The organism is candidate division TA06 bacterium (genome assembly GCA_016235665.1).
Classification (GTDB): Bacteria; Edwardsbacteria; AC1; order AC1; family EtOH8; genus UBA5202.
On the sequence record JACRJI010000001.1, the window covers coordinates 1 to 17,325 of the forward strand.

General features: G+C 55.7%; 13 protein-coding genes, 1 tRNA gene and 1 rRNA gene. 2 read left to right on the forward strand and 13 right to left on the reverse strand.

Annotated features, from left to right (window positions below; genetic code table 11):
• The 5 genes from HZA73_00005 to HZA73_00025 form a co-directional block, all read right to left on the reverse strand.
• Window positions 1-1,080 (reverse strand): 23S ribosomal RNA (locus tag HZA73_00005); the annotation flags it as partial.
• A gap of 320 nt (window positions 1,081-1,400) precedes the next feature.
• The gene (locus tag HZA73_00010) at window positions 1,401-2,360 is read right to left on the reverse strand and encodes a WYL domain-containing protein (GenBank protein MBI5804408.1); all 960 of its coding nucleotides are present in this window, start codon (window positions 2,358-2,360) and stop codon (window positions 1,401-1,403) included.
• Between the two features lie 129 nt (window positions 2,361-2,489).
• Window positions 2,490-3,521, reverse strand: coding sequence for a WYL domain-containing protein (locus tag HZA73_00015; protein MBI5804409.1), 1,032 nt, complete (start codon window positions 3,519-3,521; stop codon window positions 2,490-2,492).
• Between the two features lie 238 nt (window positions 3,522-3,759).
• Window positions 3,760-4,230 (reverse strand): hypothetical protein, encoded by a 471-nt coding sequence (locus tag HZA73_00020; GenBank protein MBI5804410.1) that lies wholly within the window; start codon window positions 4,228-4,230, stop codon window positions 3,760-3,762.
• A gap of 131 nt (window positions 4,231-4,361) precedes the next feature.
• Window positions 4,362-4,784: a four helix bundle protein gene (locus tag HZA73_00025; protein ID MBI5804411.1), complete on the reverse strand. Its 423-nt coding sequence runs from the start codon at window positions 4,782-4,784 to the stop codon at window positions 4,362-4,364.
• Between the two features lie 392 nt (window positions 4,785-5,176).
• Between HZA73_00025 and HZA73_00030 the strand changes: the two genes are divergently transcribed.
• Complete coding sequence (locus tag HZA73_00030) at window positions 5,177-6,004, forward strand: HAMP domain-containing protein (protein ID MBI5804412.1); 828 nt, start codon at window positions 5,177-5,179, stop codon at window positions 6,002-6,004.
• Entirely contained in the window at window positions 6,004-6,225 is a 222-nt protein-coding gene (locus HZA73_00035; protein MBI5804413.1) for a hypothetical protein, read from the forward strand. The genes HZA73_00030 and HZA73_00035 overlap by 1 nt, the downstream gene beginning before the upstream one ends.
• Before the next feature lie 199 nt (window positions 6,226-6,424).
• Here HZA73_00035 and HZA73_00040 read toward each other — a convergent pair.
• From HZA73_00040 to HZA73_00075, 8 genes are all read right to left on the reverse strand, one after another.
• A tRNA-Ala gene (locus tag HZA73_00040) sits at window positions 6,425-6,500 on the reverse strand.
• Between the two features lie 243 nt (window positions 6,501-6,743).
• Window positions 6,744-8,069, reverse strand: coding sequence for a hypothetical protein (locus HZA73_00045; protein ID MBI5804414.1), 1,326 nt, complete (start codon window positions 8,067-8,069; stop codon window positions 6,744-6,746).
• Between the two features lie 204 nt (window positions 8,070-8,273).
• Entirely contained in the window at window positions 8,274-8,990 is a 717-nt protein-coding gene (locus HZA73_00050; protein MBI5804415.1) for an outer membrane beta-barrel protein, read from the reverse strand.
• Between the two features lie 81 nt (window positions 8,991-9,071).
• Window positions 9,072-13,286 (reverse strand): T9SS type A sorting domain-containing protein, encoded by a 4,215-nt coding sequence (locus HZA73_00055; GenBank protein ID MBI5804416.1) that lies wholly within the window; start codon window positions 13,284-13,286, stop codon window positions 9,072-9,074.
• Window positions 13,283-14,143 (reverse strand): hypothetical protein, encoded by an 861-nt coding sequence (locus tag HZA73_00060; GenBank protein MBI5804417.1) that lies wholly within the window; start codon window positions 14,141-14,143, stop codon window positions 13,283-13,285. Before HZA73_00060 ends, HZA73_00055 begins: the two co-directional genes overlap by 4 nt.
• A 7-nt stretch (window positions 14,144-14,150) precedes the next feature.
• Window positions 14,151-15,482 (reverse strand): PEGA domain-containing protein, encoded by a 1,332-nt coding sequence (locus HZA73_00065; protein ID MBI5804418.1) that lies wholly within the window; start codon window positions 15,480-15,482, stop codon window positions 14,151-14,153.
• The gene (locus HZA73_00070) at window positions 15,469-16,026 is read right to left on the reverse strand and encodes a TlpA family protein disulfide reductase (GenBank protein MBI5804419.1); all 558 of its coding nucleotides are present in this window, start codon (window positions 16,024-16,026) and stop codon (window positions 15,469-15,471) included. The genes HZA73_00065 and HZA73_00070 overlap by 14 nt, the downstream gene beginning before the upstream one ends.
• A 65-nt stretch (window positions 16,027-16,091) precedes the next feature.
• Window positions 16,092-17,303 carry a phosphoglycerate kinase gene (locus tag HZA73_00075; protein MBI5804420.1) on the reverse strand — a complete coding sequence of 404 codons (1,212 nt, stop codon included), beginning with the start codon at window positions 17,301-17,303 and terminating at the stop codon, window positions 16,092-16,094.
• Window positions 17,304-17,325 lie beyond the last annotated feature (22 nt).

Genomic DNA, 17,325 nt, shown 5'->3' on the forward strand with positions numbered 1-17,325 from the left:
AATGAAGCTTATCCCCCACTGCCTGACTCCCGGAATTGATGTGCACGGTATTCGGAGTTTGAGTGGGGTCGGTAATCTGGTAAGATCCCTTCCCCATCCAGTGCTCTACCTCCGCCACAAACTTTCCGAGGCTATACCTAAATATATTTCGAGGAGAACCAGCTATCCCTGGGTTTGATAGGCCTTTCACTCCTACCCACAGCTCATCCGAGAACTTTTCAACGTTCATCAGTTCGGACCTCCATGACGTGTTACCGTCACTTCATCCTGGCCATGGGTAGCTCACCCAGTTTCGGGTCTGCTGCATGTAACTAAAACGCCCTATTCAGACTCGCTTTCGCTACGGCTACGCCCCAGAAGGGCTTAACCTTGCTGCATACAAGCAACTCGCCGGATCATTATGCAAAAGGCACGCCGTCACCCTGTATAAATACAAGGCTCCGACTGATCGTAAGCACATGGTTTCAGGTACTATTTCACTCCCCGCCAGGGGTACTTTTCACCTTTCCCTCACGGTACTAGTTCACTATCGGTCAGATGAGAGTATTTAGCCTTAGAGGGTGGTCCCCCCATATTCCCACAGAGTTTCTCGTGCTCCGTGGTACTTAGGTATCGTCAAGGAGAGATCGCTTCCTTTTCGCCTACCGGACTATCACCGTCTGTGGTAGGACTTCCCAGACCTTTCGGCTAAGGAACGACTTTTTGACTCTCCGGTTCCGGTTGGTACACGGAACCAATAACGACCCTGATACCCCCGCCCTGCAACGCGCACCAGCTATTACGCAGGACCGAGTTTGGGCTGTTCCCCGTTCGCTCGCCGCTACTAGGGGAATCTCAATTGATTTCTCTTCCACTGGGTACTTAGATGTTTCAGTTCGCCAGGTTAGCCCCGCAGGAATACTTCCCGTTAGGTTTTCTTCCTGTGGTATTCCGACATTACTCGGAAGGGTTTCCCCATTCGGGCATCTCCGGATCTAAGGTTGTTTGCACCTCCCCGAAGCTTATCGCAGCTTACCACGCCCTTCATCGCCTTCATCTGCCAAGGCATCCACCATGTGCTCTTTGTAGCTTGACCAAAAACAATATTAAAAACCAATAGTCATCAATCGCAGAATCCAATGACTATTATTCCAAGCTCTAAAGTGCTTATTACTTTTCTTTATTAATAAAGACCCTATTCAGTTTTCAAAGAACTAAGTAATCCATCTTGTCCATAGTTTTTGCAGAGCTTTGTATTATAATAAAAAACGCCCCAAATGTCAAGGGAAAAGTTAACGATATCCTAAAAAAGATGAAAATAGTTTGTATACCATTGCAATCATTAGTTATGCAGAACAAATATTCTTTTACAATAAACGCCATTTACAGGGCATTTTAGCGCCAATTTGCAAGGAAAAAGGTTAAATCACTGTCTGGATTATCTTTTTAAGCTCCCGGACTGCCTCCGGAGGACTGATGATCCTGGCCTCGGGGCCATATGATAACACCCATCGAGCTATCCATGCAAAGTTTTGGGCCATCAGGCTCAAGCTGGCCGAGCCGTCCTTGTTCTTGGTGGCCTGCGCATTGCGCTCCAGTATCCACCTGGCGATGGCCGGAGAGAACCACAGCACCACCTTCTGCTCGTTTCCGGTGGGCTTGAAGATGTGGCCCTGGGCGAACTTGTTGACGTCAAACCCTTCGGGTATCCGGTATTTTTGTTTAAGGAGTTTGGCCTGTTTTATCCGGCTGACCTTGAAGGTCCGCTGTTCCCGGCTCTTATGGCAGAAGGCCACCGCATACCAGGAACCGTTGAACATCACAAAGCCGTAAGGCTCGATGGTTCTGGTAGAGCTCTGGCCCGAGGAGCCGCTGTAATATTCAATTTCCGTCTGGACATTTTGCTGCCGGGCTTTGCGCAATGTTTCCAGGGCGCCGGGGTTGGAGGATTCGGAAGCCGCCGCCATTATCTTCTCATCCAGATGGTCCACCGCCAGGCGGTCCTGGGGCAGCAGGGCCTGGTCGATCTTGTCCAATATCCCCTTCACTGTTTTGCCGTATGGTCCGGAAGAACCGGCCAACAGCGGCAGCAACGACATCCTTAAGGCCATGGCCTCATCCGGCAGAAGGTGGAGGGGCGCCGCAAACTGCTCGGTGTAGGCCATCTCCAGACGGCCCTGTTCATCCACCGCCGCCATGAAGAGATCGTTGGGCCCAAAGGGCGGCGTGCCGTAAAGGCAGAGGCTGTCCAAATCTTTCAACAGCTGGGCCTGGGAGATCCCCAGCTCGGCGGCAATGTCCCGGACCGGCTGCCCCCGGCGGCTGTTAAGGAACGGGATCAGGGTCAGCAGCCGCTCCAGCTCGCCCGATGTTTTAGCCATACACTGTACTCCGGTTAAATTGTTACTAAACCAAACGATGGTTATCCGCAGATTACGCAGATAAAGCTTGTATGATCATTATTAATGAACCATAGAAAAATCTGCGAAAATCTGTTTAATCTGCGGATATCAGGGTTTATAAAGTTTAAGCACTTGCTGTAGCCGGGCCTCCACCTGCCGGGCCATTTCCTCCGGCTTCTCCACCCGCACTTGGTCGCAGTGGGCCGCGGCCCAGCGGATGAAGGAATCTGTGTTACTGACCATTATGCTGACGCTGTCCGCTCCATTGTTCCAGACCGCCTGCGGGCCCAGTTCTTTTTTGACCAGCCAGACGTTTTCGGGTTTGACTTTCAGGGTAACCGGCACAACCAGGCCCCCGCCCAGTTCCCAAGCCTTACGGCCCAGGTATTTTGACTTGTCGAAATCTTTGGGCACATTGAACCGGGGCTGGCCGTTAAGCAGTTTCAGTTCCTGGATGCGGGAGACCTTGAAGGTGCGGACCTCTTCTCTCTTGTGGCAGTATGCTATCAGGTACCACACCCCGGCATTGTAGATCAGAAGATAGGGGTCGGCTTGCCGCTGGTCCCTGGCATCGCGCTGGATGCTGTGATAGCTGAACCGGATGGAGACTCCCTCCTTTACCGCCTGCTGGATGCGTCCCAGCACTTTGGCTTCGGCGGCGGCCTCGGGCCGGGCATTGGCGCTGAGCCCGATCTCGGATCGCCGTTCATTTCCCCCGGGCTTCTGGCAGCCTATCTTTTGGGCCAGGCTGGCCAAAGCCTTGGCCTGGTCTTTGGCGGCCGGGGACTGCGGCCCGGCGCAGACCAGGGAGATTACCGCCCATTCTTCTGAAGTAAGGTCCAACCGGGGCAGGTAGTACTCTTCGTGGTCTATCAGGTACCCCAATTCCTGCGCCTCGTACTTGGCGGCCTGGGCGGGATTGTCCACTTCTTCTCCGGTCTCTATGGAATAGACCTTGAGCGGCACCCCCAGGCTGCGCAGCTCCCTTTTATCCCGTTCAAAGGTCCGGTCAAAGCTGGAACCGGAAAGCCTTTGATAGTGGGGCAGTAGTTCCCTGATCTTGGGCTTGGGAACCGGGCGGCGGTGCTTTAAAAGCAGGGATACCAGTTCCAAAAGTCTCTCTGTCTTTTTCTGGGCCATTGTTTGCCGGAATATTCAGTTCATATTTTAAGTGAAACATAATGATAAGCCTTTGACCGGTTAAAAGTCAATAAAAAAGGCCGGATCAATTATGTTTTGATCCGGCCGGGGTAAGTAGCAAGATATTTAGGACGCAGATAAACGCAGATTTTATAAATTCAATAATATTGTCAGCGCAATCAATTCCAATCTGCGGAAATCAGCATCCGGTATATTCCCTGGAAGTTCCTGGAGGCTACTATGCCGCCCGCAGTTCTGTCAGCAGGTCACTGAGATCTATCTGCCCGGGATGCGATGGGCCTGCAGGCCCTCCGGCAAATTCGGAGTATAGTTGATAGAACTTTTCCCTGCTGCCCGACAGAACGCCCTGACAATGGCCGCAAACGCCCCACCAGCCGTTCCGGCCGCTTAAGGCGCCCCCTCCGGCCCCCAGAATGTAAACGGTCTCGCCACAGGCCGGGCAGGTCTCGGTCCATTTATCCTGGTTCCAAAGGTCCAGCAGCCGGCCCAGGGCTATGGCCTTGGTCTTTAAATGAGGCAGACCGATGTAGGCGGTGTTCAGGCAGCATCCGGAAAGCCTGGGATCCTGGGTTATCTGCCGGCTGTTTTCCACCAGCAGGCCGATGTTCCGGGCCAACAACCGGACTTCCTCCCAGGCGTTGTTCCGGAGGGAAGGCTTTAAGCCGTTCTTGTTATCCGATCCGTTCATTTTTTAGTCCTCACCATTTCAGTTTTTTTATACGGGTTTATTTTATGTCCGGAGTTTACCCTGATGAATAGAAGGGTGCTTTTTGTAGCTGAAAAATTTTATTTAACCGCCCTAAGAGCGCTGGGGCTAAATTACTGGTTTGATCCCGTTTCCGGGGTTTCTTTCTGGTCCTTCTTTTTGCCGGCCACTCTGGCGATCAGGCCGCCCAGCATCCGGGATATCTCACCCAAAAGTTTGAGCCTCTGTTCGGCCGCTTCCGGGGTCATATAGCCCATCCGGGCTATCTTGTGGTACCAGTCCTGGGTGGCAAAGGCGAAGCCCTTGGCCGCGCTCAGGCGGTAGCTGAACTCCTTCTGGCCTCCCCGGCCATAGCCCTCGGCGATACTGGCGCCGATGGAGCCGGCGCACTTGACCACCTGGCCGGCCATTAAAAATGAGGCCTTGCCCTGGGGGAACCTTTCGGTGTCCTGGGCGGCCAGTTCAAATAGTTCCTCCGCTTTTTGCCAGACTATCAGGTCGGTAAAGCTGGCGGTTTTGCTGTTGGTTTGTTCCATGTTCACATTCTCCTTTTGTAAATACACATCACTTTTGGTTGTTTGTTTTTTGCCCGCGCTCTTTGGGGCCGGTTTGTTTATTGTTTGAAGTTTACTTGTGAGGGGTGACAGTTTTTGGCCTGGCTCCGGTTCTTGGCCTGGACCGCACAAGTACCCACGGCCAGGATCAGGAACATTACAGTGGCAGTTCTCCTGAACATTTGAGACACCTCCTCTTAATTTATAAATACTGACTACCGTTGATTGACTGTATTTTAGTTTTAAGGGGTGACAAATTTCGTTTCCAAAAAGATATTTATCTCCCGCTATTGATTTTGCGCTTCCCGCACCTTATAATTGTTAGATTGAGCAACCTCCAACAAATATATACAAACCTCAATGAAAGGACCTTTATGGCTGGATGGTTCAAAAATCTCAGGATCAGGAACAAGCTCTTGCTCTCCTTCTTTATGGTGATACTGCTGGGGGCGATTGCCTTGACCCTTAACATTTCCTACATGATCAATGTCCGGGCCTCGACCGACCGGATGATAACCGAAACCCAGAAGATGACAGCCCTGCGGGAGTTTCAGAGCGTTTACTCCGCGGTGGAAATGTACGAGCGCAGTTATCTGCTGAGCGGGAACGAGGAATTCCTGGAGAAACGGGAGGAGTCCGAGATGGCGGCCGGAAAACTTTTGGAAAGAGCCCGGTCGCTGGCCCACGATGAGGAAAAAGAAGAATTCGCCAAGCTGGCGGAAATGATGGAGGGCGAGGAAGAGTTCAACCGGGTGGTGGCCCTTTACCAGTCCGGAAAACGCAAGGAAGCCATGGCCCTTACCCAGGAGCTTTACAGCGAGGTATTGGACGAAGCCGACGTGCAGATAAGCCGGATCATCAACAACGCCCAGCAGCTATTGGACCAGATAAATGCCCAGACCCAGCGCCAGGTGCACAAGACCGTGGCCACCGGGTTTATCGTAGCCCTGGCCTCGGTACTCTTGAGTCTGCTGATGGCGATCCTGCTGGCCGGAAGCATCACCACCCCCATCGCTCATTTGCGGGACGTGGCCGAGAAGATCAGCCTGGGAGAGCTCAGCATCCGGGTGAATGTTGACCAAAAGAACGAGATCGGAGAACTCGGGGACTCATTTGAACGGATGGTGACCGCAGTGAAATTCTTTGCCGCTGAGGACGGGGAAGCCCAGGAAGACCAGGCCGGAAAGGAGGGCCAGAAATAATGTTGTACGACAAAATACTGAATATCACCAAATATTATCTGGGCCCTGCCGCCGAACCTTTCCTGAACCGCCAGATAACCAGACACCTTAAGACCGAGGCCTCCATGCTGGAACCTCAGCATATTGGCGAGTTGGCCAGATGGTGCGGCATTTCCGGGGCCTTGATCATGGACAAAGCCAAAGCGCAGGAGTTCAGCCAGAGGATCCGGACCGTGGTCTGATAGTTTTTTTAGTCTTATACTGGGAAACAGAAAAGCGCCAATCATTTGGCGCTTTTTTTGTTGGGGTTTCCCGCATTCCGGCAACGATCTTAAAAGAATGCTCCCTGTCAATTAATATCAGTGGAGCAACGTGCCGGTTCTTATCCTTCGCGAATAGATCTGGCCTGCCGTGAGCCCGGCCCCTTGCCTTACAAACGAATGGTGGAGCTGATCGGATTCGAACCGACTACTTCCTGCTTGCAAAGCAGGCGCTCTACCAATTGAGCTACAGCCCCACTTACTTACTTCCTTGCTGTGCCTGCCCCCCTTGCGCCCCGCCCTGAGCGGAGTCGAAGGGAGCTACAGCCCCACTTAAATGCTTTCGTGTTGTACTTGGCTGCCCCGTTTCCCGTCCCGAGCCTGTCGAGGGAAGCTACAGCCCCACAAAGACGTAATTATAACAGATTTTTTAATTTTTGCAAGGCAAAAAGAAAGCGGCCCCGGTAAAACCGGGGCCGCTTTGAACAAGTTATCTAAGATTAGAATGTGTAGGTCATGCCGATGGAGGTGATGGGCTCAGTGTGGGACACACCGGCCATGCCGCCGTTGTCAATGCCGCTGAACATATAGCCCAGGGAATACGGGGCGTTGTTATTGACCTTGGTGTCAATGGCCAGTTTACCGAATTTGAAGCCCAGACCGAAGGCATAGAAATACGGGGCATCGGTGGACGAGTATTCTGTGGTGGCGGCGGTGGTCTCGTACTTGCCGGAGTTGCTCTGCAGCAGCTTGGCAGCGCCCGCCCTCAGGGTCAGCCACTTCAACAGGTCCACTTCCAGTCCGGCGCAGAATCCGGGGAAGGTAAAGGTGCTGTTCTCTTCGGTGTTGACGCCCACCCCGAACACCCCCATGGTGTCTTCGATGGTCTCGGTGTACTGGCTGACCAGCAGACCGCCCACGATGGTGACGTTCTCGGCCGGCTTGTAGTTGCCTCCAAAGGCGCCGCTAAAGCCGAAGCTGCTGGTCTTGCCGCCCTCGGCGTGAATGGCGGTGTCAACATATGAGGTCTTGTAGGCCACCGAGTTCATGCTGATGCCGATCACCGGGATCAACGCAAAATTGTCGGCCATTCCGTAGCTGGCGCGCAGACCGATGTCCAGTCCCATGCCGCCGTCGGATTCGATGGTGGCTCCGTCCTGGGGCGGGGTGGGCCAGGTGTAATCGTACTTGCTGGAGAAGCTCTGCATCTTGAGAGAGAAGGCCAAATCGGCGCTGGTGTTCTCGTTGACTTCCATGGCCACGTTGCCGTTGATGTCCCAGATGCTGGAAGAGCCTTCGCCCTTTTCGGTGGCGGTGGCGGTGATGGTGTCGCTGTAATCATAGGAAGAGGATGAGCCGGCCCAGCCCACATGCAGTCCCAGACCAAGTTTATCCATCTTGCGGGCATAGAACATATGGAAACGATTGTCCGGGGCGGGAACCACCAGGTCGTAGCCCATCGGGGACAAAGCCGGCAGCGCGTTGGAGGTGTTGATGTTGTTGATGGCGTCGTTGAAGAAGTCCGCTCCCAGTATCTCGTGGTTGATGTCCAGCCCCACCACGCCATAGGTCTGTTCGGCATTGGAGAACAGCACAGCAGCCGAACCGTAGGTCCAGCCGTAATCGCTGGTGACCGGGAAACTGTTGCCCATTTCGGCAGCGATCAATCGGGGATAGGATAACGCTGCTGCGGGCAGGAAATAGATATCGGTATAGTCATCAACGAAGATCGAGGCTGGGCCAAAAGTGGCCACCCGGGTCTCGGTGGCGGCTGCCATGCCGAACATGATCGCCATTAAAGCTAGTACCATTAGTGTTCTCTTCATGTGGTTGAAACCTCCTTAGTTATGTTGAGTGAGTATCTAGTTAATTACGGTAAAGATACCACAACATATTGTGGTTTGTCAATGATAAATTGACTTATTTTTAACATTTTTTAACCATTTGAAAATGATGTCAAACCGACGGTCGGCAATAAAAAAGAGCGCCTTTGTCCCGGCGCCCTTTTCCCTAAAGCCTGAAAATACCGGTTAAAATCTGATTCCCAGCACTAGGCCAACGGTTTGAAACCCAAAATCCATGGTGCTGGTCAATGGGTTCCTGGTGAAACCGGAGTAGGAAACCGTAACCCCGCCGTCGGTATAGGACTCGGACCAGGTGGTCTCGTCCTTGCCCTCGCTGGACATCTGTATCCCCAGTTGGTATTCCGCCCCCAGGCTGATGGCCTCGGTGATGAACCACTCGGCTCCCAGCAATGCCCCGCCGCCGAAATTGGTGCTGCTGCGCTCGGTCTTGGTGTTATAGACCCCGGTCATGGTCCCTCCGACCTCGACGTAATTTTCACCATATTCCCTGGTGTAGGAGCTCATGCCGAAGCCGAAGCCCAGCCCGCCATTGACGTTGACCGCTCCCTTGGTCAGCAGCGTCTTTTCCAGGGCCAGCTCCAGCCCAAAGCTGTTGGTGGAGGTCTTGTCATCTTCATAGGTGGTCTGAAAGCCGGCCACGGTGTCGATGTTCTCGTCCTTTTGGGTGGTGGAGCCCATATTGAAGGTGATCACCGGGCGCAGGGCCAGGCCCTGGGAAAGATAATACTTCAGGCCCAGTCCTCCGTTGTAGGTTCCGGCATTGACGAAGGTGGCGTTGAACAGCAGGGCCTTATCACCCGGTTCAATGCCTTTGGATGCGTCGGCCGCGTAGGCCGAGACGGCCATGGCCAGGACTGCCAGGATCAGCAGGACCTTCTTCATGTTGGTTGGTACCTCCTTTTTAAATTTTGGTTGCCTGATTGGTTGGGTTGGGATAAGTATTATTGCTTGGATTCCGGAGGATCACCGGATGACTATCATCTTCCCAATTCCCCGGCTATCTCCTGCCTGAAGCTTGAACAGATATACTCCGTTGGCCACCCGCTGGCCACTGTGATCTTTGAGATCCCATATTTTTGAATAATATCCGGCAGGCTGCTTTCCTTGGGTCAGGGTGGCCACCTTCTGTCCGGCAATATTGTAGATCTCCAGCCTTACAACAGCTTCGCACGGAAGCTGATAGTTGATGACCGTGGAGTGCCCGGCCGGGTTGGGCCGGGCCGGGCTAAAGGAAAAGACGGCTGGGAGGCCGGGCTTGACAGGCATGGGCGTGGCCAGGCTTCCTTCTGCCAGTACCTCCCCGTCTTTATCATAAAGGCGGTAGCTCAGGCTGACCGGTGTCTGTCCCTTGGTTTCGGAAAGACTAAAGCGGAAGAGTTCGCCGGTGGTCTTGGTGCCGCCAGGCCAAAGCGCGGCGCTGATCTCGGTCAGTCCCAGGGTCTGCCGGGTCAGGAACAGCTGCGGATTGCCCTCTGAGTTCCAGAGTTCGGAGGCGGTGACGGTGACGGTTCCGGCCGCGGGGTCAAACCTCAGGGAAACGTCCAGCGAACTGAATTCAATTCCGGGCCTGACCTTCACTAGCATCCCTCCGCCATCGGTGGCTGATTCCAGAGTTAAGGATCCGGGATCACCCTGCTTGGCCGGGGCGTATTTTGCGCTGCCGGATCGATTCCAGGAATAGATCAAGCCCATCAGGTCCTCAAAATCCAATTTGGTGGAACTGCCGATGTAGATCCGCTGGTGGGGCCAGGTGCCGAAGTATGGCCCGGCCTCGAAATACCTGCTGTAATTATACCAGCCCCAGGTAAACAAGGCCAGGTCGGGGCCGTTCAGCAGTCCGTCGGAATTATAGTCGCCGATGAACGAGGTCCGGAAGGTCATCTGGTAACTGTCGGTGGAATCGCCGCTGGCTGTCCCGCTGTTGTTGCCGTCCAGGGTGGTGCTGTTGGTAGAATCGCGCAGAGTGCCGTGAATGAAGACAGTGATGGTGTCGTTGGCGGCCAAAGCGGTGTCCGGGGCGACCATCAGGGTGCGGCTGGTGGCCTGCCAGGTGAAGGTGGACCTGACGATGGAGGTGTGCCGGCCCCGGACCTTGATATGGGTGGTGTCGATGAAACCGGTGTAGATGGGTTTGGTGAACTGGATCCAGACCGACTGGCTGGGGGCCCACAGCGCCCCGGTATCCGGGGTGATCAACGCCACCTGCAGCAGGCCGGCGACGGTGACGGTGCGGTAGTTGCTGTAGGCCGACCAGTTGCCGGCCAAGTCGCGGCAGCGCACCCGCCAGTAATGAGTACCGTCGTTGAGGCCCCAGAGCGGACGGACCGCGGTGTCGGCCAGGGCCGAATCCATCTCCAGCGGCGAGAACGAAGTGTTGTTGGCCGCCTGCAGCCGGTATTGGATGGCCTGGGCCGACGTGTTCCAGATGAAGGCCGGCAGGTTGGTGGTCACCGTGCTGTTGTCCCCGGGATTAAGCAGCACCGGCACCGCCGGGGCCTTGGTGTCCACCGTGAATTTACGGCGGGCGGACCAGACAGACCAGTTGCCGGCGGCATCCCCGGACTTCACCTTCCAGTAATATGCGCTGTCGGGCAGTGTCACCTGGATGGTGTAGGCCGTGGTATCGGTTTCCTCATCCACTATGGTGCTGCCAAAGGCGCTGTCCGGGCTGACCGCCAGCCGGAATTGCACAGCACCCGTAACCGCGCCCCAGGTGAATTGCGGGGTATTGTCATTGATCAGACTGTCATTGCCGGGCAAGGCTAAAGCCGGAGCTGCCGGAGCCTGGGTGTCTATCCGCAGTATGCGGGCCGGCGACCAAACTGAAGTGTCGGACGCAGAATTCTGGCCCCGGACCCGCCAGTAGTACAGGGAATCTGTCAGGGTTATGTTGGCCAGGCTGTCGGCGGCTAGAAGCGTGTCCTTGACCACCGTGGCGAAATCGGAACGATACGAGCACTGCAGGCGCGATCCGGTCTGGGTGGTGGCTCGCTGCCACAGGAAGGCGTTGGAGGCGCTGTCGCTGATGGCCCCGTTGTAGGGAGAGACCAGGATGGGTGCGGTGATGGTGTTGTCCACCAAAGTGCTGCATTCGGCCACCCCGGCAAAAACTTCGGTGTTATTGGCTGAATCCCAGGCTGCCACTTCAAAGTAGTACTTGCTGCCCTGGACGCCGGCATAGGTGTAACTGTTGCCGGCATAATAGGTGTTCAGGTCGTTCCAGGTGCCGGAATTGACCTTCATCTTGATGTAATAATAGTCCTTGAGGCCCGAGCCGCCCTGGTCGGTTCCGTCGTTCCAGCTGACGGTAAAATTGGTGGTCCGGCTGAACTCATTGGAACGGGCAATGGCTCCGCTCGGCGGTATGGTATCGTAACGCAAGTTGACCGTGGCATTATTGCGGTAATCCAGGTTGCCGGCGTTGTCCCTGGCCCAGACGTAGAATGGCGTGACCCCCACGTTCTGGACCGCTGCAATTATCGGCAAGGTAGTGGAGTGATACCCATAACCGGTGGTATCATAATTCGATGATGGCGCGGAGCCGTACTTGTAATAATAACACTGGTTGCCCGAGCTGTCGAAAGGCGGAGTGAAGCTGACGTTGAAGCTGTTGTTCTTGGTCCAGAGAGATGGATTGGCGCCGTTGGCGGTGATGGCAGTTGGCGCACCCGGCGCCTGGGTGTCCAAACGGAAATATGTGCTGTCGGACCAGGGAGCCCAGTTACCGGCCAGGTCCCGGGCCCGCACATGCCACCAATGGCGGCCGTCTCCCAGGGCTGTCTGCAGGGTGCAGCCGCCTACCGATACCATTGTATCAATCTCTAACACGGTAAACGCCGAATCCCGGCAGACCTGCAACTGGTAGCGGAAGGCATCAGAGATGTCGGAGTAATCAAAAGCTGGTTTCTGAGTATTGATCAACTGCCCCGGGTTGGGCAGTACGTGGGAGGTCTTGGACGGCGTCTGGGTATCAATGGTAAAGCGCCGGGCTGGGCTGTAATCTCCCCAGGTGCCGGCTCCAGCCCTCACCCTCCAATAGTGGTTAGCGTCCCCCAGGAAAGTGTCGCTCTGGCAGGATGATGCCGTAAGCACAGTGTCGTATTCCATTGCGGCGAAAGAATCCGCCAAGGCCACGGCGTAAACCCGCGACCCGCCTTCGACATGGTTCACCGCCCGGGGATGGTAGGGGTCGCTTATGTTAAGCAGGAAAGACCCGCTGTACTCGCCACCGGTGATCAGGTAGTCGCCGCTTACGGCCACCTGGCTGAAATCGTAACCATACTCGGTGGTATCGTAAAGGGCCACCTGGAAAGGCCCGGCCGGGTTGCTGATATTGACCACCCGCACCCCGTCGTAGCCGGCTCCGATGTAGGCGAAATTGCCCTTGACGGCAAGCTGCTGGTAGCTGCCGGGACCGGTATTCATGAAACCCACCTGGACCGGGGAGGCCGGATTGGAAACATCCACCACGGTCAGGGAGCCGCCATTTGTAAGATAGCAGTAATTCCCCGACAGGGCCATGTCGTCGCCGCTCACCGCCAGCGATCCGAGCAGGGTGGGGTTCCGCGGATCAGTTATGTTCACCGATTTCAGTGCCGCATCACCGACCAGATAAGCGATATTGCCGCTTATGGCCAGGTCCCTCACCCGGCTGGTGGTGTCGAACCTGGCGGCCAAAACCGGGTTGGCCGGGTCGGCAATGCTGTATATCCACATGCCGTAGTTCCCATCTCCGATATACAGGAAACTGTCCTTGACCACCGCGCAATAGTTGCTGACCGAAATGGTTTTCAACAGGAACGGATTGCGGGGATCGGCTACGTTGAACAACCGGACCTCGCTGTAGGACGAGGTCACGGCCAGGGTCTCGCTCAGGAAAATGTTATTGACGTAACTACCGGTTACGACCGGCCCGGACTGGAAACAGTTGGCCGTGTCGGACAAATTGAATATCTTCAACCCGTCATAATAGTTGGCCACGTAACCCCAACGGGTGCCCCGGGCCACCTGCAGCTGGTATTGTATAGCAGTGGGAACGTCGGCCCAGTCGAAGTCCGGGAAGCTGTCGTTGGTGACGGTGTCGGCCGGGGGGAAAGTGAGTGTAGGCACGGCAGGCTGGGCAACTGTTTGACTAAAGATAGCGGCTAGCGCCAGCGTCATCAATAAGATATTCTTCATTTTCCGCCCTCCTTCTTGCCGGTGACAGTGACATAACAATTATTGGGATATGTTATGCCGGCGATGGTATTGTTAAGGGTGTCGCGCACATCCGCCGAAACTATGTAAATGCTGCCGGAACTCTTGGCCTCCAGCTTGAACTTGCAGATCCGGCCACTGCCGGTGACTCCGGCCGGAGTGCCCCCGGCCACCCCCATGTTCAGGTCAAAATAATACTGGTAACTTGAGGTGCTGAAGAACGGCCCCAGCGGCGAACCTCCGTTCTTGATCCACATCATCCCGGTGTCGGCTCCGGTGCCGATGGTGTCCAGGGCGTAGGGGTAGGCGTAGATCGTCAGCTTGACCCCAGCCGCCGGGGTGGTCATATCCTCCAGTTCACACCACATGGTCACAGTGTCGCCGGCGGCCACGGTCTGACTAAGCGGATAGAGCATGATGGAGTTGTTGTACCGGTTCTTTATATAATGCCTGACCGCCACCTTAGTGGTGTCAAAATAACTTCCGTCGCCGCCGTCCCGGGCCAACACCATCACGGTATGGGAGCCCTCGCTGGCATTACTGATGATGGCGAAGGTGTCTGTTTTCCATCCGTGCCAGCCCATGTTGTCGATCTGCCAGTTGAATTCCTGGGCCGAGCCAACCCTGGTCCATCGGACGGTATCCACACTGCCGGTCAAGGTAGCGCCTTCCCCGGGATAGACTATGCTGGCGCCCGGAGCCAGAAAATTTGGGTTCAACAAATCGGCCGGGTTGGTGTGTTCCGGCGCCATGGGCTTGCTGCATCCTTCCAGGGACATGGTCAGCGCCAGGATCAGGACAGCAATAACGCTGGTCATATCATAAATGTTCTTTTTCATACTCGCCTCACCAGCTGTAGGTTAATAATAACGAGGTCTTGAGCCCACCGGTCTTGTCCGGCACGGGCGCGACCTTGAACTTGGGCTTGCCCGGAAAGAAAGCGATGGCGTCAATGAATTGGAAGGCCCACAGCCCAGCGGTGGCGTAAATGGCAGTCTTCATCTGCTTGTCCCTGTCAATGTACACACTGTATTTGCTCTGCCACTCGTCATAGGTACTGGAGGCAGCCACGGCGTTAGTGGCCTGCAGGTAATTGTTCTCAGCGTCGTCCGCATTCTTACGGGCATCCTCCCTGGCTCCGATACTGGCCCCGGTCCAGCCCACCCCCCCCATCCAGGCTACCAGGTATAGCGCGCCTATGGTCTTGCGGTCGGAATGCCACTGGCCCATTCCCGGGAAGAATAGAGAGGTGAACCCGGCCTTGACCCGGGATTTGCGCTTCAGATCCAGCTTAAGCGTATAGCCCTGGTCGCGGTCTATGGCCACCAGCCCCGAGACCGGATGGTATCCTTTGGCCTTGAACTTGAAGTTGTAAGTGCCGAACGGCAGTTTGACGGAGCAGGGCAGTTTGCCGACGTTGACGGTGTCCCCCAGCCAGACCTCGGCCCCGGGCGGGTTTCCTTCCAGGGCCACCTGGTATTCCTGCACCGAAAGCCGCACCTTCATGTCGTAGTCTTTGACCTCCTTCAATGACACCAAGCCTTCGTAGTCCTGATAACCCGGTTTTTTCAAAACCAATTTGTGGGTGCCCAAACCCTCATTCTCGATCTTGAGGTCGGTCTTGCCCACCTTGCGGGCATCCCAATAAACGTCGGCATCGGCCGGGATGGAGGAGACGAACAGGCTGGCCGAGGGCACCAGCTTCCAGACCACCTTCTTCATCCCCCACTGCTGGACGTCCTCGATGGTGCCGGTGAAATCCTGGGAAACTTCGGTCTCGATCACACCCTTCTCCACGTCTATCACCCGGGCCTGGACGGTATAGGTGTTGCCGATCTTGGAGATGGTGCCGCCCATCATCTTGGTGACGGCCATAAGCTGTCCCACTTTCACCAGGCAGGAGGCGTCGGAGCAGGCCCCGGTCAGCTGGAGCTTCTGCTCCCTCAGGATCTTGTCCATCTGCTCCCGCTCCAGCACGTTGAAGTGGTTGGTGGCCACCAGCTCGGCCCGCAGGCGGTCGGACAGTATCACCGCCTCGGCCTGGCTGATGTTGCGGGGCTCGAACTGGAGCACGGCCACCGCGGTCTTCTCCGGGGCTTTGTCCTGGGCCGCTGCCGGAAGTATCGCCGCCAATACCGCCATCAGCAGAATGAAGATCAATTTTTTAATTGGGTACATTTTTCACCTTTTTGCTTTTCTTGCCTTTAATTCCTTTCTTCAGCACCAGCTGGTCCAGCACTTTCTTGACATTAGCCAGCCCCTTCTTCTCATCAAAGCCTACCCCGGCGTAGCGCAGGATCCCATTGTTGTCAATGATGAACAGCGAAGGGAAACTTTTGACCCCGTACTTTTCCCCGATGGCGTTGAACTGGTCCAGCAGTACCGGATGGAAATAGGCGGCGGGGTTGAAATTGGCCAGCACGGTGTCCCTTTTCTCGCCCACGTCTATCAGCACCAGCAGCACCGAGTCCTTGGGGTATTGTTTTATCAGAGAATCCAGCAGGGGCAGTTCCTTTTTGCAGGGCCCGCACCAGGTGGTAAAGAAGTCCAACACCACTGTCCTCCGACCCTGGGGGGCCATGTGCTCGGACAGGAAGAATTTGGAGCCGTCCAACGCCGGCAGAAAGAAAGTCGGGGCCGGCAGGCCCACTTTGACCGAATCCTGGGCCATAAGCGCCGCCGGTAACAGCAGGACCAGGGCCAGGTACTTTATGATCTTCATATCCGTCTCCTTAACAACTGTTCACAGTTCACCGTTTACTGTTTATCGTTCATTGTCAATTGATCCTATTTGTCCGTCAATGCCGCCACCCCCGGCAAAACCTTGCCCTCCAGGAACTCCAGGCTGGCCCCGCCACCGGTGGAGATGTGCGATATCTTGCCGGCCACCCCGGAAAGGTGCACAGCTGAAGCGGAATCCCCGCCTCCCACGATGGACTTGGCCCCGGTGGCCGCCACCGCCTTGGCCACTTCGAATGTCCCCCGGGCGTATTCCGGGGTCTCGAAGATGCCCATCGGGCCGTTCCAGACTATGGTCTTGGCGTTTGAGATTACCTTGTTATACTCGGCTATGGTCTTCGGCCCGATGTCCACACCGGCCATGTCTTTTGGGATCTCATTGACCACTTGGGGATTGACGAAATTGAAGGTCGGCTTGCCCTTCTTGTCCGGCTCGCCCTCCTTCTTCTCGGCCGCCACATGGTCCGTGGGCAGGAGGAACTTGATGTTCTTGGCCTTCGACAGGATGTCTTTGGCCGTCTCCAGCTTGTCCTTTTCCACCAGGGAGGAGCCGACCTCCCGGCCCTGGGCCAGAAGGAAGGTGTAGGCCATGGCCCCACCGATCAGGATGGCATCGGCCTTGGGTATCAGGTTCTCGATCACTGCGATCTTGTCCGACACCTTGGCCCCGCCCAAAATGGCCACGAAGGGATGCTCCGGCCTCTCCAAAACGGCCGAAAGGTAGTCGATCTCCTTTTCCATCAGGAACCCGGCGGCGTTCTTCTTGAAGTGCTTGGTGACCCCTTCGGTGGAGGCGTGGGCCCGGTGGGCCGTGCCGAAGGCGTCGTTGACGTAAAGGTCGCCCAGTTCCGCCAGCTGTTTGGCAAAAGCTGGATCGTTCTTCTCCTCCTCGGCGTGAAAACGCAGGTTCTCCAGCAGCAGCACCTGGCCGTCCTGCAGTTCTTGTGACTGCTTCAGCGTCTCGGGTCCGGTGCAGTCCGCAGCGAATTGGACCGGCTGTTTGAGCAGTTCCGAAAGCTTCTCGGCCACCGGTTTCAAAGTGAACTGCATATTCACCTGTCCGTCGGGCCGCCCCAGGTGGGACATCAGGATCACTCTGGCTCCGTGTTCAAGAAGATAGTTGATTGTGGGCAGTGCCCCCACTATCCGGGAGTCGTCCTTGATGGCCAGGGTCTTCTTGTCCTGGGGGACATTGAAATCGACGCGGACCAGGGCTCGCTTGCCCTTGAGGTCCAGGTCGCGAAAGTTAAGTTTTTTCATATTGTCTCCTTAATACTATATT